The following is a 16,761-nucleotide window of genomic DNA, read 5'->3' on the forward strand; positions in this document are numbered from 1 at the left end:
CGCAGCGCCCTGGAGTACCGTCCGGGTGAGCCCTGGCCCGGCCTGCGTCGCAACGAGCCCGCCCATGAGCTGCGGCGTCGCTGGCGCCATCGTGATCCCGAGCGCTCGCGTCCCTGACCCACGATCGCTTATCGCCGCCTCGCCATGGGGCGTTCCCCACCCCTGCTGCCTCCCGTAATGCACTAAAATGGTGCGAAGAGGGTGTGGCTTTTGCCATCGGCCCCCGAGTTTCCCGCCGTCTCGCGCTGGCGCGCTTCTTGCAAGTGCAAGGGGAGTCGCCGGATCGATCGGCCCTCACCCTGATGCAACCGGGATGCGCCATGTATCAACGTCTGCTCGAACACCTGTCCACGGCGGTGCTGCTTCTCGATGGTGCGCTGCACCTTCGCTGGATGAACCCCGCCGCCGAGTCGCTGCTGGCGGTCAGCCTGGGGCGGGTGCGCGGCACCCGCCTGGAGAGCCTGGAGTCGGTGGCCGAGGTGCTGACCAAGGCGCGCCGCGAGTTCCATCCCTACACCCAGCGCGAGGCGAGCCTGTCGCTGCCGGGGCAGGAGCCGGTGACGGTGGACTTCACCGTCACGCCGCTGAGCGATGACGAGCTGCTGCTGGAGATCGAACCGCGGGACCGCCTGCTGCGCATCTCCCGGGAGGAGGCGCTGATCGCCCGCCAGGAGGCGATCAAGGTGCTCTCCCGGGGCCTGGCCCACGAGGTGAAGAATCCCCTGGGGGGCATCCGCGGCGCCGCCCAGCTGCTGGAGCGGGACCTTCCCGATCCCCAACTCGCCGAGTTCACTCATATCATCGTCGAGGAGGTGGACCGGCTGCGCGACTTGGTGGACCGCATGCTGGGGCCCAACCAGCTGCGCGAGCCGGCGCCGCTGAATATTCACCAGGTGCTGGAACGGGTGCGCAGCCTGGTGGTGGCCGAACACCCCGATATCGAGGTAGTGCGCGACTATGACCCCAGCCTTCCGGAGCTCTCCGGGGAGGAGGCGCAACTGATCCAGGCGCTGCTCAACGTGGCCCGTAACGCCGTCCAGGCCCTGGAAGAGCATGCCACCGCCGCGCCGCGCCTGGTGTTGCGCACCCGTGCCCGGCGCCAGTTCACCCTGGGCGCCGAGCGCCATCGCCTGGTCTGCGAGGTGGCGGTGATCGACAACGGGCCGGGGATTCCCGAGACGCTGCAGGAGACCCTCTTCTATCCGATGGTCTCGGGGCGGGCCAGCGGCAGCGGCCTGGGGCTCTCCATCGCCCAGTCGATCCTGCACCAGCACCAGGGCCTGATCGAGTGCGACTCGACCCCGGGCCATACCGAGTTCCGTCTGCTGATCCCGCTGGAGGCCAGCTGATGTTCCCCTTTTCCCAATCCAGGAGAGACTGATGACCGACGCCGCTCGCATCGTGATCGTCGACGACGACCGTGCCATTCGTTGGGTGCTGGAGCGTGCCCTGGCGCAACCGGATCTCCAGGTGGAGTGCTTCGAGCGGGCCGACCGGGCCCTGGAGCGCATCTTGGAGCGCCCGCCGGAGGTGCTGCTCACCGATATTCGCATGCCGGGGCTGGATGGCCTGGACCTGATGGCCCGGGTCCGCGAGACCTACCCGGACCTGCCGGTGATCGTGATGACCGCCCACTCGGACCTCGACAGCGCCGTGGCCTCCTACCAGGGCGGCGCCTTCGAGTACCTGCCCAAGCCCTTCGACGTGGATGAGGCTCTGGCCCTGGTGCGCCGCGCCGTGGCCCATGCCCGGGAGCGCCAGTCCCCGGCGGCGGTGCCGGAGGGGCTCACCGCCGAGATCATCGGCGAGGCGCCGGCCATGCAGGAGGTGTTCCGGGCCATCGGGCGCCTCTCCCAGTCGCATATCACCGTGCTGATCAACGGCGAGTCGGGGACCGGCAAGGAGCGGGTGGCCCAGGCCCTGCACCAGCACAGTCCCCGGGCCAGCCATCCCTTTATCGCCCTGAACATGGCGGCGATTCCCAAGGACCTGATGGAGTCGGAGCTGTTCGGCCACGAGAAGGGCGCCTTCACCGGGGCCACCGCCCAGCGCCGCGGGCGCTTCGAGCAGGCCGATGGCGGTACCCTCTTCCTGGACGAGATCGGCGATATGCCGCCGGACACCCAGACCCGCCTGCTGCGGGTGCTGGCCGACGGCGAGTTCTATCGGGTCGGCGGCCATACCTCGGTGAAGGTGGACGTGCGGATCATCGCCGCCACCCACCAGAACCTGGAGCGGCTGGTGGAGGATGGGCGCTTCCGGGAGGATCTCTTCCACCGCCTCAACGTGATCCGGGTGCATCTGCCGCGGCTCGCCGAGCGCCGCGAGGATATTCCGCGCCTGGCGCGGCACTTCCTGGCCGAGGCGGCCAAGGAGCTGGATACCGAGACCAAGGTGCTGACCAAGGAGGCCGAGGAGCACCTGACGCGGCTGCCCTGGCCGGGCAACGTGCGCCAGCTGGAGAACACCTGTCGCTGGCTGACGGTGATGGCCTCGGGGCGCGAGGTGCTGGTGGACGACCTGCCCCCGGAGCTGCGCCAGCGCGAGGCCGGCGAGGTCAGCCCCGGCGACTGGCGGGCCGCCTTCCGCGACTGGGCCGACCGGGCCCTGGCGGCGGGGCACACCCATCTGCTGGAGGAGGCGGTCCCGGATTTCGAAAAGATCCTGATCGAGACCGCCCTCAAGCATACCGGGGGCAGGAAAGGCGAGGCCGCCGAGCTATTGGGCTGGGGGCGTAATACCCTGACCCGCAAGCTCAAGACGCTGCTGCCGGCGCTGGCGGATGATTGAGTAACGTCGGGAGGAGGCGGTGCCGCTTTCCAGAGTCACCGAGAAAATCCTGATCGAGACCGCCCTCAAGCACACCGGTGGCAGGAAAGGTGAGGCCGCCGAACTATTGGGCTGGGGGCGTAATACCCTGACCTGCAAGCTCAAGACCCTGCTGCCGGCGCTGGCCGACGACTAACGGCGCCAAGCCGCGGGCTAGAGGAGGGCGGTGACTTCCCGCCGGGGCGACCCGGGTGCACAATGGAGGCTTCCCACCAGGAGGCGCCATGACGCAGATGCACTGGGAGCGGCTGCTCGACCCCGGCCGGCTGCACGATACCCGCGACGGGCGCGCCGCCGCCGAGCCGGGCCGTACCCCCTTCCACAAGGATCATGACCGGATCGTCTTCTCCGGCTCCTTCCGGCGCCTGGGGCGCAAGACCCAGGTGCACCCGCTGACCGAGAACGACCATATCCATACCCGGCTGACCCACTCCCTGGAGGTGGGCTGCGTGGGGCGCTCCCTGGGCATGATCGTCGGCGAGGGGCTGCGCGAGCGCCTGCCGGCCCGGATCACCCCGGCGGATCTGGGGGTCATCGTCCAGGCCGCCTGCCTGGGTCACGATATCGGCAACCCGCCCTTCGGCCACGCCGGCGAATACGCCATCCGCGACTGGTTCAAGCGCGCCGAGTCCGACGGCAGCGGCCTGCTGGAGGGCCTCAGCGATACCCAGCGGGCCGATCTGCTGACCTATGAGGGCAACGCCCAGGGTTTTCGCATCGTCACCCAGATCGAATACAACCAGTTCCGCGGCGGCATGCGCCTGAGCACCGCCACCCTGGGCACCCTGCTCAAGTACCCCTGGACGGTGGAGCACGGCGGCAGCGCCGGCAAGTTCGGCTGCTACCAGTCGGAGCGCGACCTGCTGGCCGAGGTGGCCGAGCGCCTGGGGCTGCGCCCCCGGGGCGACTGGGCCTGGTGCCGCCACCCGCTGGCCTACCTGGTCGAGGCCGCCGACGATATCTGCTACGCCCTGCTCGACCTGGAGGATGGCCTGGAGATGGGCATCCTGCGCTACGACGAGGTGGCCGAGGTGCTGATCCAGATCGCCGGGGAGGCGCCGCCGGAGTATGCCCAGATGGCCGACCAGGGCGTCTCCCAGCGCCGCCGTATCGCCGCCCTGCGCGGCGCCGCCATGGAGCGGGCGGTGGGCGAGGTGGGGGCGGTCTTCGTGGCCCACGAGCAGGAACTGCTCAACGGGGCCCTCAAGGACGACCTGCTGGAGCTCTGCCACCCGGACCTGGACTGGGGCGTCAAGGCCGCCAAGACCCTGGCCCGGGAGCGCATCTTCCAGAACGAGCGCAAGGCCAAGCTGGAGATCGGCGCCTATACCACCCTGGGCATCCTGCTGGAGGCCTTTATCGGCGCCGCCCATGAGCTGCACCACCAGGGGCGCTCCAGCTTCAAGCATCAGCGGGTGCTGGCACTGATCGGCGAGAACACCCCGCTGCCCTCCTGGCCCCTCTACGATAGCTACCGGCGCATGCTCGACTTTATCGGTGGCATGACCGATCACTATGCGGTCGATCTGGCCCAGGAGATGGGTGGCCGGCTTAAGGGCGATTAACGATGCCGGCGATAGTGCCTGCCCCTCTTTGTGGGGGCTAGGTTGCCCCGGAGTTGCCACTGGGGTTGTGGGAGTTCAGCTCCGCTGAACGATTGGCGCCGCCAGGCGCCTCGGGTGTCATCGGTGATCAGCCGGTCAGGGCAAAGGGCGGCTCGTCGTCGTCCGGGCCCAGGTCGTCGCCGTCGCCGAGCTGGCGCAGGATGGCGGCGCCGATGCGCTTGCTGCTGTCGCCGATGCCCTGGTTGCCGAACAGGCGGTTGAACTCGAAGACATAGGGATGGCCGTCGACCATGGCGATATCGAAGCCGGCATGGTTGATATGAAAGGCCTCGGCGAGGCGCCGGGCCAGGGTGACGGCCGCCTCGGGAATCGCCTCCCGGTCGATGGCGCCGCCCTGGCTGACGTTGGAGCGGTAGCCGCCCAGGGGGGTGACCCGCCAGTAGGCGGCCAGCAGCTCGCCGCCCACCAGTACGATGCGCAGGTCGCGGTCGATGGGCAGTCGCTGCTGGGCATAGAGCACCGGCTCCTCCGCCAGGTGGGCCTCCAGGGCCCGGCGGGAGTCGATCAGCTTGACCCCCTCGCCCCTGCTGCTCTTGATGCGCTTGGCGATAAAGGGGTAATCGAAGCGGGTCTCCACCTTGTCGATGGCGGCCCGGGAGGCGCCGAGGATCTCGGTGGGGGGGACGTGCTCGGGGAACAGCGCCTGGAAGGCGCGGGTCTGCTCCACCTTGTCGTGACCCAGGTGGTAGCTGGCCAGGCTGGGGAAGATACGCGCCTTGAGGCCATGGACCAGGGTATTGAGCTGCCAGTACTCGGGAAACAGCAGCCAGTCGGCAGCGCGGATCTCGTCGAGGTGATCCAGCATGCGTTCGGGCTTGATATAGCGCACCCCGGGGATGCCCAGGGTGCGGAAGACATCGAAGGTGATCAGTTTCATGGAGGCGGGCGTGTCGTCGGGTCGGCGTCGAAAGCGCGGATTATTAGGCCAGTCGGGGCTGGGCGCAATACTCCTCGGTGCCTTCGTGGCGCTGTGGCTGGGCAGCGCCCCGGCCCGGGCCCTGGAGGCGGAGGGCTTCGAGCACGTCACCCTGGCGCTGACCTGGCACCCCGGCTTCTGCGACAGCCATCGCCGGCCGCCCCGGGAGTGTCGCGAGCCCTGCCTGCGGGAAGGGACGGATCAGGGCTTCGTGCTGCATGGCCTCTGGCCCTCGCTGCCGGCACGCTTCGCCGACCGGGGCGTCGATCGCCGCCGCTGGTGGCGTGAGGGCTGCTTCCTGGAGCGGCCGCGTCCCGACGGTGGCTTCTGTCGTGCCCATCCGCCCTTGGCCCTCTCCGCGCCCTTGAGCGATGCCCTGGACGAGGCCATGCCGGGGCGCCATAGCTGCCTGGATCGCTACCAGTACGCCAAGCATGCGGCCTGCCTGGCGTTGCCCCAGGAGGCCTATGTCGCCGCCGCGCTGCGCCTGCAGGCGGCGGTCAATGCCAGCGCCTTCGCCGACTTCGTGGTGCTCAACCAGGGGGGCGAGGTGGGTCGCAACGACCTGATTCGCGCCTTCGAGGCGGCCTTCGGCGAGGGCAGCGGCCGGGCCCTGCGGTTGGAATGCCGGGGACGCGGCAATCGCACCCTGAGCGAGGTGCGTATCGCCATCGATAGCGAACGCCTGGCCGATTTCCCCGCGGCCGATAGCCTGGTGCGTCAGGAACGCGGGCGCTGCGCCAGCCGGGTACATATCGCCACCTTCCAGTGACGACGCGGACTTAGACGGAAGGCTGTTGCAGGTGCTTGAGATCGAGCAGGGCGGCGCGCTTGGCCAGGGCCTGGATGGCTTTGTCATGGGCCGCGCCCTCGAGCGGCGCCAGGGGCGTGGCATCGATCAGTGCCGCCAGGGACTCGCCCCCGACCACCAGCAGGTCGGCGGCGGCCTCGCTGGTGTCGACCTCCCAGCCGGGCAGGGCCAGGATGCCCTGCACCGGGATCTCGCCGCCGCATTCCCGGGCCAGCCAGTGGCGCAGCCAGCGCACCGCCTGGCGGGTCTTGCGCAGCGGCCGGCGCTCGCTCCAGCCGGGGAAGCGCAGCCGTTCCCGCTCCACCGCCACCTGGGTCTGTTCGCGCCCCCGGGCATCGAAGGGGCGGGTGCGGGCCCGGGTCTCGATCACGAAGACCCCGTGGGGGGTCACCGCCACATGATCGATGGTGTAGGTATCGGCGGGCACGTCGTGGAAGACATGGTAGGGGTGGGCCTCGGGACGGATCAGCCGCTCCAGCTCCTGGCCCACCGCCAGCTCGCAGGCCAGCCCCAGCTTGAGCCGACGAATGCGCTGATAGTCGCGAATCAACAGCAGGCAGAAGCCCAGGGCCATCAGGGTGCAGAGCACGCCGTAGAGGCTCCATTCGACCCAGTCCTGCTCACTGGCGAAGAGCATCCGGCCCATGCCGTAGACCAGCGGTGCCAGCACCACGATGGGCCCCAGGGCACCATTCAGGAAGAGGCTGGCGAAGGCTCGATCCAGGCGGTCGCGCAGGGCCTGGCCCGGCTCCCGTAGGGGGTGGGCATCGAAGGGCGAGCGTACCCGGGCGTCGTGCAGGCTCTTCAGGGCCACCACGATGACCGCGGTGGCCGCCAGGGGGAAGAGGAAGATCAGGGGAAGCAGGTATTCCAGCCAGGCCATCGCAACGAGTCCTTGCCCGTGATATATCAATAGGCGTTCATTCTAGTGGCCCCATCGGCCGGGAGCCACGCGTCCTTGGTCGTTAGTTATGCTGCAAAGCGATTTTCCCGAGGCCTCCCTGGAGGCCCTGGCCGCCTTTATCGATCGTCACCCCCGGCTGCTGGTGGTGACCGGTGCCGGCGTCAGCACCGAGAGCGGCATTCCCGACTACCGCGATAGCCGCGGCGAATGGAAGCGCCCCCCGCCCATGGACCATCGCCGCTTCATGGCCAGCCACGCCGCCCGCCAGCGCTACTGGGCCCGCGCCCTGGTGGGCTTCCGGGCGCTGAGCGAGGCGCGTCCGGGGCCGGCCCATCGGGCCCTGGCCGCACTGGAGGCCAGGGGACGCCTGGCCGGTATCATCACCCAGAACGTAGATGGCCTGCATCAACGGGCCGGCTCGCGGCGGGTCATCGACCTGCATGGGCGGGCCGAGCTGGTGCGCTGCATGAGCTGTGACGGCCGGCGCATGCGCCATGATCTGCATGCCGAGCTGGAGGCGCTGAACCCGCGCTGGCGCGAGCTCGGCGCGGCCATCGGCCCGGACGGTGACGCCGACCTGGAGGCGGACTTCGGCGATTTTCGGGTGCCCGCCTGCGGGCGCTGTGGCGACGGTATCCTCAAGCCGGACGTGGTCTTCTTCGGCGACAGCGTGCCCGGCGAGCGGCTGGCGGCGGCCCTGGCGGCCATCGAGGCGGCCGAGGCCCTGCTGGTGGTGGGCTCGTCGCTGATGGTCTATTCCGGCTATCGCCTGGTGCGCCAGGCGGCCCGGGCGGGCAAGCCGGTGGCCTGCCTGAACCGGGGCCGCACCCGGGCCGACGACCTCTATGCCCTCAAGGCCTCGCTGTCCATCGGCGAGGGGCTAGCCGCCTTGGCGGCACGCTTCTAGTCGAGGCTTTCCAGCCTCAGGGTCACCGGCTCGGCCATGCCGGGGGCGATGGGTCGGGGCTCCGCCTGGCGATAGCGCAGTCGTCCCGCCTCGTGGATCTCCGCATGCAGGGCGGCCTCGCCCTGGTCCAGGGAGCGGGCGTCATAGCTCAACCGCACCGGGATGGGGCCGCCGCCCAGGCGCCGCTGGCGGGTCTCGGCGATCACCCCACCGTCCTCGCGCTCCAGGCTGACCCGCAGCTCGGCATCCGGCCCCACCGTCAGGGGGGCCTCGCCGACCACCCGCGCCTCCAGGGTGCGAAACTCGGGCGTGCCGGCGCAGCCGGCCAGCAGGGCCGCGCCCAGCAGCAGCGCGGCGAGGCGTGCCTTGCGTCGATGATTCATGGAGTCTCCTTAGCCGCCGGCCAGCTTGACGGTGTAGCCGCGGCTCTCCAGCTCCGCCTTGAGGGTGGCGCGATGATCGCCCTGGATCTCTATCACCCCCTCCTTGACCGCGCCGCCGGTGCCGCAGCGCTGCTTGAGCTGCTTGGCCAGGGCCTTGAGCTCGGCGGTAGGCAGCGGCACGCCGTCGATGGTGGTCACCCCCTTGCCCTTGCGACCGCTGGTCTCGCGGCGGATGCGTACCACCCCGTCCAGGGTCGCCAGGCGCGCCTGCTCGGCCTGTTCGGCGCACTGGCATTGGTCCAGGGGCTGGCGACAGTCGGGGCAGGTCTGGCCATGTTCGGTGGAGTAGACCAGGCCGCGGAGTTGATCCTGCAGTGAGGCCATGGGAGGCAGTCCTCGGCGTTCGGAGTGTGGCCCCATGATAAACCAGCCGTCGGCGGCCCTGTATAGGGGAAAGCCCGAGCCCGGCTTATCCACAGTCGGCCGGCGGGTGCCGGGGTGTGGATAAGCCGATCTGTCAGTGGGCTGCGGCGGCGGGGCGCCGGGCCAGGTGTTCGATCACCGTGGGCAGCTGATGCATGTTGCTGATGGCGATGGCGCCCGCCGGGGTGGTCTCCACGTCCGGGAAGCGGTTGAGGTGGATCACCGTCATGCCGGCGGCCAGGGCCGCCTTGACGCCGACGATGGCGTCGTCGATGGCCACGCAGTGGCGGGCCTCATAGCCCATGATGGTGGCGGCGTGCAGGTAGAGGCAGGGGTCGGGCTTCCAGCACTGGGCCGAATAGCCGCTGAACAGGTGGTTGCCGAAGTAGTCGCTGAGGCCGGTGGCCTCGAGGCTGGTGCGGATCTTGGCCTCGGGGCCGTTGGAGACCACCGCATGGGGGATATGGGCCAGGGCATCGAGGGCCTCGTGCACCCCGGGCAGCAGGGTCAGCTCGCTGGCCAGGCGCTCCGCCAGGCGGCGGCGCATGCGTGCCTCGCTGGCCTTGAGGTGCTCCGGGTCGACGTCGCCGTGGCGGCGTTGCAGTTCGCCGACGATATTCATGAAGCGGGCGCCGCGGAACTCGCCCATATAGTCCTCGGCGACGAAGGGCAGCCCCACGGCGGTCAGGCTGGTGGCCATCTCGTCCGCCAACAGGGGTTCACTATCGACCAGGGTCCCATCGCAATCGAACAACAGACAGTGGGGAGTCGTCATCGCCTCAACCTCTCGCGCTTGCGTCGCCATTGTTTCAGATATCGGCAGACCTACCCACTATTGAAGCCTATTTTTGGAATTCTGTGAACACTGTTCACAAACCTTGTCATTTTTCTCTCCTCAGGCCGTCGGTGAGTAGCACGGTCTCCTGGCGACGATGGCAATGCCGGTGATCCCTCGTGGAGGCCTTATGGATTACCGGGGCGTTGGTATGACTGTAGGATCAGCCCGGCGACGATAGCGGTGGCCAGCCCCGCGAGCAGGGCGGGAGGTGGTGACCACATGAGGACTATCGGAATCAGTAGCGTAAAGATGGCCGCCGTCGCTAGCCGGGATCGCGTGGCATGGTGCCGGCGGTCGCCGGCGACCAGGCACAGCAGTACGCAGAACAGCGCCAGTGAGCCGAGGTAGAGCAACGAATAGAGCGGATTGGCGTAGCCGCTGGCCACCGACTCGAACAGCTTGGTCTTGGCCACCGCCATGGTGATCAGCGTCAATGCCAGCGGCAGGTGGGCGAAGATCCAGGGCACCGGATTCACCGCGTATGCCACTCGCGAGGTGGCATGTTCGGCATCAATGGCGGTGAAGTAGAGCCACCAGAGGCCGAAGAAGGTGGCGATGGCCGGCGCAGAGAATAGGGCGGTATCCAGCGACAGGGGCGGGGGTGGGGCGACGGTGATGCTCTTGATGAAGGTCTCGCCCAGCACCAGGATGATCAGGGTGCCGAAACGCTCGACCAGGTGATGGGTATGCACCGGGAAGCGCCGTAGCAGGGTGAGGAAGCGCGGCGCCATGGCGCTATAGGCCTCCCACAGGAAGGTGACCGCCCAGACCCAGGGGCGCCACTCCACCGGTAGCAGCAGCGAGCCGGCCCAGAGCAGGGCGCCGGGCAGGTGGAAGTGGGTGATATGGCGCAGCAGCAGCTCGCGCTGGCCCGGTGCGTGGCGCAGCGATCGCGCATACATGGCGATCATGGTGGCGCGGAAGCCGATATAGCAGGCCACGAACTGGGTGCTGGCGGCGCCGAAGGCGTCCGGCACGCTCAGCCCCATCCAGGCGATAAAGAAGAGTTGCACCAACAGCAGCAGGCGGTGCACGACGTCGTCGACGGCGAAGCGATTCATGTACCAGGCGACATTGGCCCAGACCCACCACAGCGGCGCGAACAGCACCAGCACCTGGAGAAAGCCCGAGGCACTGAGGTCGTGACTCAACCGGTCGCCGATCTGGATAAAGACGGCGACGAACACCAGGTCGTAGAAGAGCTCCAGCCAGGTGGGCTTGGCCGCCTCGTGCTCGGGTAGGCGATGGCGCAGGCGCATCGAGCGGCACTCCTTGGCGTGGTCAGTTCCCCGGGCCAGTGTTGGTGGTAAAGCGCCGCCAGGCCCAGGTCGCCGCCAGGGCCGGGATGCCGAACAGGAAGAGATGCACCAGTAACTCCTCGGCCAGGGAGTAACCGTGGGAGAGCCCCACGCCGAGGTTGATGGCGCTGACCGCCAGCCAGACGGCGATAAAGCCCAGGGCGAAGCGGGGGCGCCACGCCGGGCGGCTCAGGGCCAGAGCCGCGCCCAGTATGACCAAGCCGGCCAGGATGAAAATGAGGGTGCGCATGATCCGGGAGTCCTTGCTCTTGGTATTTTCTCGTTCAGCCTAGCTGCCGCTAGGCAGAAGGGCTGCCAGGTGCGGGCTCGAGAGAGACTCGGCGTGAACGTGGACGACCGCCCCGCGTGACGCCGAGCCCAGGGATACGCCTTAACGGGTGGTATACCCGCCGTTGGCGAAGATGGTCTGGCCGGTGATCCACCAACCGTCGGTGGCGAGGAAGCGCACGATGGGTTCGATGTCCTCGATCCTGGTCAGGTCACCGTTCATGGCCTGGGACTTGTGGAACGCGACGCGCTCTGGCGTCTCCTGGCCGTAGAAGAAGGGCGTGTCCATCGGCCCGGGCCCCACCGCGGTGACGGAGATGCCGCGTGGGCCGAACTCCTTGGCCGCGGCGCGGGTAAAGTGCTCGACGGGTGACTTGCCACCGGCGTAGGTGGAGTAGCCGTCGGTGAAGGCGGCCAGCAGGGAGGTGACGATGGTGATGATCTTGCCATCGTCGTTAAGGGTCCGTCCCGCCTCCTTGATGAAGAAGTAGGCCGCCTTGGCGTTGATGTCGAACATCGCGTCATACTCCTCCTCGGAGGTCTCGACGATCGGTTTGCGCAACACCTTGCCGACGGTATTGACGGCGATATCGATGCCACCGAAGCGGGATTTCGCCTCTTCGAACAGTGCGGTGATATTGGTTGGCTGCGTCAGGTCGCCCTGGAAGGCGAAGGCGTCGCCGCCGGCCTCCTGGATCGCCTGTACCGTGGCCTCGGCGTCGGGGCGGGTGGCATCGCCATGATAGTGCACCACGACCCGGGCGCCCGCTTTGCCCATTCTTCGGCTGATGAGTCCGCCCAGGTTCTTGGCGCCGGCGCCGACCACGACCACCTTGCCGTTGAGAGTGTGTGCCGCCATCGCTTCCATCTCCTTTCTGTTCAGCGTCTCATGAGGGGGGCAGGTCCTGGTGAGCGTGCGTGAGGACGCTGCTGAAAGGAGTATGGCGAAGGGGGAGCCGGGGATAATCCCCGCTCCCTCGACAGCACTATCCCGTGACGGCGAACAGTGAGGGGATCAGGAGGAGAGACTCAGGGGCGATGAGAGCCCCTGAATCTCCTGGCTGAGCAGGGCCTCCACCCAGGCGATAAAGACACGCAGCAGGCGCGAGCGATGGTGGCGGTGAGGATAGAGGATGGTGAGCGGCATGGGAGCGGCCCGGTGGTCGGGTAGCACCTCGACGAGACGCCCCACCCGCAGATGGTGCTGGACGTCGTAGGTCGGCACCTGGATCAGGCCGAGCCCCGCCAGGCAGGCGGCGATATAGCTCTCCGCATTGTCCACGATGACCTGGCCTGGCAGGGAGAGCGTCCGTGACTCCTCCGCCTCTCGATATTCCCAGTCTTCGGCGATGCTGCCGAAGGGGGAGGCGTAGTGAATGGCCTGGTGATGCCGCAGGTCGTCGAGGGTCGCCGGGGTGCCATGCCGAGCCAGGTAGCCGGGGCTGGCGCAGTTGATCAGGGGCAGCAGGCCGAGCGGGCGGGCGATCAGGCTGGATTCGGCGAGCTCGCCGACGCGGATGGCGCAGTCCACGCCCTCGGCCACCAGGTTGACGGGACGGTCGCTGGCGCCGATCTCGAGCTCGATGCCGGGATACCGCGCGAAGAAATCCGGCAGGGCGGGCACGATGATCAAGCGTGCGATGCGCCCGGGGACCTCGATGCGTAGCCTGCCATGGAGCTGGGTATCATCCTGGCGGAACAGGCCCTCGAGCGCCTCCAGTTCCCCCAGGAGCCGCAGGGCCCTGTCATAGAGTTCCTGGCCATCATGGGTCAGGGCGACATGGCGCGTCGTGCGACTCAGCAGTCGTGTACCCAGCCGGGCCTCCAGCTCCCGGATGGCCGTCGAGACGGTGGAGCGGGGCATCTGCAGGCTGGCCGCGGCCTTGGTGAAGCTGCGCATCTCGGCGACGCGCAGGAAGGTGCGGAGGGTGTCGATACGATCCATGGCGGGGTCCGGGGCAGGGCTAGCTGGTGCTGGCCGTTGCCGATCAGGGTGCCAGACTCGCCCAGTACTGGGAACCGAGCGTGTCTGCGTGCCACGTAAAGAATTCGGGCGGCCACCAGGGCCGCCCGAACGCGTCTTGCACGGTAAGGTGCGTGACGGGATTACCTTACCTTGGGATCCAGCTCGCCGCTGTCGTAGCGGCTCACCATGGCTTCCAGGCTGATCGGCTTGATGCGACTGGCGTTGCCGGCGGTGCCGAAGGCCTCGTAGCGGGCGATGCAGACATCGCGCATGGCGGAGACGGTCTCCTTGAGGAACTTGCGCGGGTCGAACTCGGCCGGGTTCTGGGCCAGGAAGCGACGCACGGCACCGGTGGAAGCCAGGCGCAGGTCGGTGTCGATATTGACCTTGCGTACGCCGTACTTGATGCCCTCGACGATCTCCTCGACCGGCACGCCGTAGGTCTCGGGGATGGCGCCGCCGTACTCGTTGATCACCTCGAGCCACTCCTGGGGCACCGAGGAGGAGCCGTGCATCACCAGGTGGGTGTCGGGGATGCGGGCGTGGATCTCCTTGATGCGCTGGATGGAGAGGGTGTCGCCGGTGGGCGGCTTGGTGAACTTGTAGGCGCCGTGGCTGGTGCCGATGGCGATGGCCAGGGCGTCCACCTGGGTGGCCTTGACGAAGGCAGCGGCCTCTTCCGGGTCGGTGAGCAGCTGTTCCATGTCCAGCTTGCCCTCGGCGCCGATGCCGTCTTCCTCGCCGGCCATGCCGGTCTCCAGGCTACCCAGGCAGCCCAGCTCGCCCTCCACGGAGACGCCGCAGGCGTGGGCCATCTCCACGGTGCGGCGGGTGACGTCGACGTTGTAGTCGTAGTCCATGGGGGTCTTGCCGTCCTCGCCGAGCGAGCCGTCCATCATCACCGAGGAGAAGCCCAGCTGGATGGAGCGCTGGCAGACCGCGGGGCTGGTGCCGTGGTCCTGGTGCATCACCACCGGGATATGCGGGAACTCTTCCACGGCGGCCAGGATCAGGTGGCGCAGGAAGGGGGCCCCGGCGTACTTGCGGGCGCCGGCGGAGGCCTGGACGATCACCGGGGAGTCGGTGGCGTCGGCGGCTTCCATGATGGCGCGCATCTGCTCGAGGTTGTTGACGTTGAAGGCCGGGATGCCGTAGCCGCGCTCGGCGGCGTGGTCCAGCATCTGGCGCATGCTGATCAGTGCCATGATCTCACCTATGTCTGGGTGGGCGGCGCCGGGCCGCCCGGGAATCGATGGATTACTGGGCCGCGGCTTCCAGGGCCGCGACGGCCGGCAGGGTCTTGCCTTCCACGTACTCGAGGAAGGCGCCGCCGCCGGTGGAGATATAGGAGACCCGGTCGGCGATACCGTACTTGTCGATGGCCGCCAGGGTATCGCCGCCGCCGGCGATGGAGAAGGCGCTGCTCGCGGCGATGGCCTTGGCGATCACCTCGGTGCCCTTGCCGAACTGGTCGATCTCGAAGACCCCCACCGGGCCGTTCCACAGGATGGTGCCGGCGTCCTCGAGCAGCGCGCCCAGGCGGGCGGCGGTCTCGGGGCCGATATCCAGGATCATCTCGTCATCATTGACCTGGTCGACGGGCTTGACCACGGCGGTGGCCTTGTCGGAGAACTCGGTGGCCACCACCACATCGGAAGGCAGCGGGATCTCGACCCTGGCCATCAGCGCCTTGGCCTGCTCGATCAGGTCGGCCTCATGCAGCGACTTGCCGACGTTATGGCCCGCCGCGGCGATAAAGGTGTTGGCGATGCCGCCGCCGACGATCAGCTGGTCGCACTTCTCGGCGAGGGCGGTCAGCACGTCGAGCTTGGTGGAGACCTTGGAGCCGCCGACGATGGCGGTCATGGGCCGCTTGGGGCTGGCCAGGGCCTGTTCCAGGGCATTCAGTTCCTGGGCCAGCAGCGGGCCGGCACAGGCGCCGGGGGCGAAGCGCGCCACGCCATGGGTGGAGGCCTGGGCGCGGTGGGCGGTGCCGAAGGCGTCCATCACGAAGAGATCGCAGAGGGCCGCATACTGCTTGGCCAGCTCCTCGTCGTCGCCCTTCTCGCCGGCGTTGAAGCGCACGTTCTCCAGCAGCACCACCTCGCCATCGGCCAGGTCCAGGGCCACGTCCAGGTAGTCCTTGATCAGGGTGACCCGGCGACCCAGCAGCTCGCCGAGGCGCTCGGCCACCGGCGCCAGGGAGAACTCCTCGGCGGGCTCGCCCTCGGTGGGGCGGCCCAGGTGGCTCATCAGCATCACCCTGGCGCCGGCGTCCCGTGCCGCCTCGATGGTGGGCAGGGCGGCGCGCAGCCGCGCATCGCTGGTCACACGGCCATTCTTGATGGGCACGTTCAAGTCTTCGCGGATCAGCACGCGCTTTCCGGCGAGCTCCAGGTCGGTCATCTTGCGTACGTTCATCGGCACGTGTTCCTTCGTTAGGCAAGCCAGGGTTGGATCAATCCAGGGCGGCGAGGCGCTGGGTCACGTCGAGCATGCGATTGGCGAAGCCCCACTCGTTATCGAACCAGCACAGCATCTTCACCAGGCGGTCGCCGGCCACCCGGGTCTGGGTGGCGTCCACGATACCCGAGCGCGGATCGTGGTTGAAGTCGATGGAGGCGGTGGGCTCCTCGGTATAGCCGAGCAGTCCCGCCAGGCGCCCCCGGCTGGCCTCGCGCAGCAGGGCATTGATCTCGGCGGCGCTGGTGTCGCGCTCGACGCAGATGGCCAGGTCCATGGCCGAGACATTGATCGTCGGCACCCGCACATGCAGGCACTCGAAGCGATTGGCCAGGTGCGGCATCAGGCGGTTGAGGCCGCGCGCCAGGCCGGTATCCACCGGCACGATGGACTGCATGGCGGAGCGGGTCAGGCGCAGGTCGGTCTGGTGGTAGGCGTCGATCACCGGCTGGTCGTTCATCGCCGAGTGGATGGTGGTGGTGACGCCGTGGGCCACGCCCAGGGCCTCGTCGAGCACGGTGAGCACCGGCACCAGGCAATTGGTGGTGCAGGAGGCCGCCGAGACGATGCGCTGGGCCGCCACCAGGCTATGGTCGTTGATGCCGCAGACGATGGTGGCATCCACGTCGCTCTCGGCGGGCTGGGAGAAGAGCAGGCGCTTGGCGCCGGCGGCCAGGTGGCGCTCGGCGGTGGCGCGATCCTTGAAGCTGCCGGAGCACTCCAGCACCAGGTCGATCTCCAGCTCGGCCCAGGGCAGCCGATCCGGGTCGGCCTCGGAGAGGATATGGATGGGCTGGCCATCGATCAGCAGTTGGCCGTCGCGAGCCTCCACGGTGGCGGGGAAGCGCCCGTGGGTGGTGTCGTAGCGGGTCAGGTAGGCGATGGTCTCGAGATCCGAGAGCTCGTTGATGGCCACCACCTCCAGCGGGGTGCCGCCCAGCTCCTGGGCGCGCTCCACCAGGGCGCGCAGCACGCATTGGCCGATACGGCCATATCCGTTGATGGCGATGCGGTAGGCCATGGCGTCGGCACTCGTCCCCGTGACTCGATCAGGGGAGCGATTCTAGCGCAAAAGCGCCGCCGATGCAGGCTGCCGGGGCCTTGAAAGCG

The 16,761-nt window shown here is 68.4% G+C and carries 17 protein-coding genes and 1 pseudogene; 6 read left to right on the plus strand and 12 right to left on the minus strand.

The genetic code is table 11. From position 1 onward, the window contains the following. The first annotated feature begins 320 nt into the window (after window positions 1-320). The 4 genes and pseudogenes from glnL to ACZ5EF_RS00105 all read left to right on the plus strand — a co-directional run bounded on the left by glnL (window position 321) and on the right by ACZ5EF_RS00105 (window position 4,394). Window positions 321-1,349, plus strand: a complete 1,029-nt coding sequence (gene glnL, locus ACZ5EF_RS00090) for a nitrogen regulation protein NR(II) (protein ID WP_346060698.1) — start codon at window positions 321-323, stop codon at window positions 1,347-1,349. 31 nt (window positions 1,350-1,380) lie between these two features. Continuing rightward, window positions 1,381-2,790, plus strand: a complete 1,410-nt coding sequence (gene glnG, locus ACZ5EF_RS00095; protein WP_346060697.1) for a nitrogen regulation protein NR(I) — start codon at window positions 1,381-1,383, stop codon at window positions 2,788-2,790. 10 nt (window positions 2,791-2,800) lie between these two features. Further along, window positions 2,801-2,965, plus strand: a pseudogene (locus tag ACZ5EF_RS00100) (helix-turn-helix domain-containing protein); the annotation flags it as partial. A gap of 88 nt (window positions 2,966-3,053) precedes the next feature. Then, window positions 3,054-4,394: a deoxyguanosinetriphosphate triphosphohydrolase gene (locus tag ACZ5EF_RS00105; RefSeq protein ID WP_346060696.1), complete on the plus strand. Its 1,341-nt coding sequence runs from the start codon at window positions 3,054-3,056 to the stop codon at window positions 4,392-4,394. A gap of 127 nt (window positions 4,395-4,521) precedes the next feature. Here ACZ5EF_RS00105 and ACZ5EF_RS00110 read toward each other — a convergent pair whose 3' ends face one another. After that, the gene (locus tag ACZ5EF_RS00110) at window positions 4,522-5,331 is read right to left on the minus strand and encodes an ATP-grasp domain-containing protein (protein WP_346060695.1); all 810 of its coding nucleotides are present in this window, start codon (window positions 5,329-5,331) and stop codon (window positions 4,522-4,524) included. A 10-nt stretch (window positions 5,332-5,341) separates the two neighbouring features. Between ACZ5EF_RS00110 and ACZ5EF_RS00115 the strand changes: the two genes are divergently transcribed. Further along, window positions 5,342-6,142: a ribonuclease T2 family protein gene (locus ACZ5EF_RS00115; protein WP_379729546.1), complete on the plus strand. Its 801-nt coding sequence runs from the start codon at window positions 5,342-5,344 to the stop codon at window positions 6,140-6,142. Between the two features lie 10 nt (window positions 6,143-6,152). On the opposite strand, the gene ACZ5EF_RS00120 is transcribed toward ACZ5EF_RS00115, so the two are convergent. Next, complete coding sequence (locus tag ACZ5EF_RS00120) at window positions 6,153-7,064, minus strand: nuclease-related domain-containing protein (protein WP_346060693.1); 912 nt, start codon at window positions 7,062-7,064, stop codon at window positions 6,153-6,155. A gap of 88 nt (window positions 7,065-7,152) precedes the next feature. Between ACZ5EF_RS00120 and ACZ5EF_RS00125 the strand changes: the two genes are divergently transcribed. Beyond that, window positions 7,153-7,992 (plus strand): NAD-dependent protein deacetylase, encoded by an 840-nt coding sequence (locus ACZ5EF_RS00125; RefSeq protein WP_346060692.1) that lies wholly within the window; start codon window positions 7,153-7,155, stop codon window positions 7,990-7,992. Here the strand turns inward: ACZ5EF_RS00125 and ACZ5EF_RS00130 are convergent. From ACZ5EF_RS00130 to ACZ5EF_RS00175, 10 genes are all read right to left on the minus strand, one after another. Continuing rightward, on the minus strand, window positions 7,989-8,375 hold the full coding sequence (locus tag ACZ5EF_RS00130; RefSeq protein ID WP_346060691.1) for a hypothetical protein: 387 nt from the start codon (window positions 8,373-8,375) through the stop codon (window positions 7,989-7,991). The two genes, ACZ5EF_RS00125 and ACZ5EF_RS00130, sit on opposite strands and share 4 nt — an antisense overlap. A 9-nt stretch (window positions 8,376-8,384) precedes the next feature. Continuing rightward, the gene (locus ACZ5EF_RS00135; RefSeq protein WP_346060690.1) at window positions 8,385-8,759 is read right to left on the minus strand and encodes a translation initiation factor Sui1; all 375 of its coding nucleotides are present in this window, start codon (window positions 8,757-8,759) and stop codon (window positions 8,385-8,387) included. A gap of 133 nt (window positions 8,760-8,892) precedes the next feature. After that, entirely contained in the window at window positions 8,893-9,573 is a 681-nt protein-coding gene (locus tag ACZ5EF_RS00140) for an HAD family hydrolase (protein ID WP_346060689.1), read from the minus strand. 188 nt (window positions 9,574-9,761) lie between these two features. Continuing rightward, window positions 9,762-10,895, minus strand: a complete 1,134-nt coding sequence (locus tag ACZ5EF_RS00145; protein ID WP_346060688.1) for a low temperature requirement protein A — start codon at window positions 10,893-10,895, stop codon at window positions 9,762-9,764. Between the two features lie 22 nt (window positions 10,896-10,917). Further along, window positions 10,918-11,184 carry a hypothetical protein gene (locus tag ACZ5EF_RS00150; RefSeq protein WP_346060687.1) on the minus strand — a complete coding sequence of 89 codons (267 nt, stop codon included), beginning with the start codon at window positions 11,182-11,184 and terminating at the stop codon, window positions 10,918-10,920. Between the two features lie 141 nt (window positions 11,185-11,325). Continuing rightward, window positions 11,326-12,081 carry an SDR family oxidoreductase gene (locus ACZ5EF_RS00155; protein ID WP_346060686.1) on the minus strand — a complete coding sequence of 252 codons (756 nt, stop codon included), beginning with the start codon at window positions 12,079-12,081 and terminating at the stop codon, window positions 11,326-11,328. Between the two features lie 156 nt (window positions 12,082-12,237). Then, complete coding sequence (locus tag ACZ5EF_RS00160) at window positions 12,238-13,167, minus strand: LysR family transcriptional regulator (protein WP_346060685.1); 930 nt, start codon at window positions 13,165-13,167, stop codon at window positions 12,238-12,240. A gap of 161 nt (window positions 13,168-13,328) precedes the next feature. Then, window positions 13,329-14,393, minus strand: coding sequence for a class II fructose-bisphosphate aldolase (gene fba / locus ACZ5EF_RS00165; RefSeq protein WP_346060684.1), 1,065 nt, complete (start codon window positions 14,391-14,393; stop codon window positions 13,329-13,331). A 52-nt stretch (window positions 14,394-14,445) separates the two neighbouring features. Then, window positions 14,446-15,609 carry a phosphoglycerate kinase gene (locus tag ACZ5EF_RS00170; protein WP_346060683.1) on the minus strand — a complete coding sequence of 388 codons (1,164 nt, stop codon included), beginning with the start codon at window positions 15,607-15,609 and terminating at the stop codon, window positions 14,446-14,448. A 37-nt stretch (window positions 15,610-15,646) separates the two neighbouring features. After that, window positions 15,647-16,672, minus strand: a complete 1,026-nt coding sequence (locus ACZ5EF_RS00175) for a type I glyceraldehyde-3-phosphate dehydrogenase (RefSeq protein ID WP_346060682.1) — start codon at window positions 16,670-16,672, stop codon at window positions 15,647-15,649. Window positions 16,673-16,761 lie beyond the last annotated feature (89 nt).

This window comes from Bisbaumannia salifodinae, from assembly GCF_055388505.1.

Bases quoted from the DNA above. Each gene is read 5' to 3' on its own strand.
- glnL (WP_346060698.1), top strand. From the start codon at position 321: ATGTATCAACGTCTGCTCGAACACCTGTCCACGGCGGTGCTGCTTCTC.
- glnG (WP_346060697.1), top strand. From the start codon at position 1,381: ATGACCGACGCCGCTCGCATCGTGATCGTCGACGACGACCGTGCCATT.
- ACZ5EF_RS00105 (WP_346060696.1), top strand. From the start codon at position 3,054: ATGACGCAGATGCACTGGGAGCGGCTGCTCGACCCCGGCCGGCTGCAC.
- ACZ5EF_RS00110 (WP_346060695.1), bottom strand. From the start codon at position 5,331: ATGAAACTGATCACCTTCGATGTCTTCCGCACCCTGGGCATCCCCGGG.
- ACZ5EF_RS00120 (WP_346060693.1), bottom strand. From the start codon at position 7,064: ATGGCCTGGCTGGAATACCTGCTTCCCCTGATCTTCCTCTTCCCCCTG.
- ACZ5EF_RS00125 (WP_346060692.1), top strand. From the start codon at position 7,153: ATGCTGCAAAGCGATTTTCCCGAGGCCTCCCTGGAGGCCCTGGCCGCC.
- ACZ5EF_RS00130 (WP_346060691.1), bottom strand. From the start codon at position 8,375: ATGAATCATCGACGCAAGGCACGCCTCGCCGCGCTGCTGCTGGGCGCG.
- ACZ5EF_RS00135 (WP_346060690.1), bottom strand. From the start codon at position 8,759: ATGGCCTCACTGCAGGATCAACTCCGCGGCCTGGTCTACTCCACCGAA.
- ACZ5EF_RS00140 (WP_346060689.1), bottom strand. From the start codon at position 9,573: ATGACGACTCCCCACTGTCTGTTGTTCGATTGCGATGGGACCCTGGTC.
- ACZ5EF_RS00145 (WP_346060688.1), bottom strand. From the start codon at position 10,895: ATGCGCCTGCGCCATCGCCTACCCGAGCACGAGGCGGCCAAGCCCACC.
- ACZ5EF_RS00150 (WP_346060687.1), bottom strand. From the start codon at position 11,184: ATGCGCACCCTCATTTTCATCCTGGCCGGCTTGGTCATACTGGGCGCG.
- ACZ5EF_RS00155 (WP_346060686.1), bottom strand. From the start codon at position 12,081: ATGGCGGCACACACTCTCAACGGCAAGGTGGTCGTGGTCGGCGCCGGC.
- ACZ5EF_RS00160 (WP_346060685.1), bottom strand. From the start codon at position 13,167: ATGGATCGTATCGACACCCTCCGCACCTTCCTGCGCGTCGCCGAGATG.
- fba (WP_346060684.1), bottom strand. From the start codon at position 14,393: ATGGCACTGATCAGCATGCGCCAGATGCTGGACCACGCCGCCGAGCGC.
- ACZ5EF_RS00170 (WP_346060683.1), bottom strand. From the start codon at position 15,609: ATGAACGTACGCAAGATGACCGACCTGGAGCTCGCCGGAAAGCGCGTG.
- ACZ5EF_RS00175 (WP_346060682.1), bottom strand. From the start codon at position 16,672: ATGGCCTACCGCATCGCCATCAACGGATATGGCCGTATCGGCCAATGC.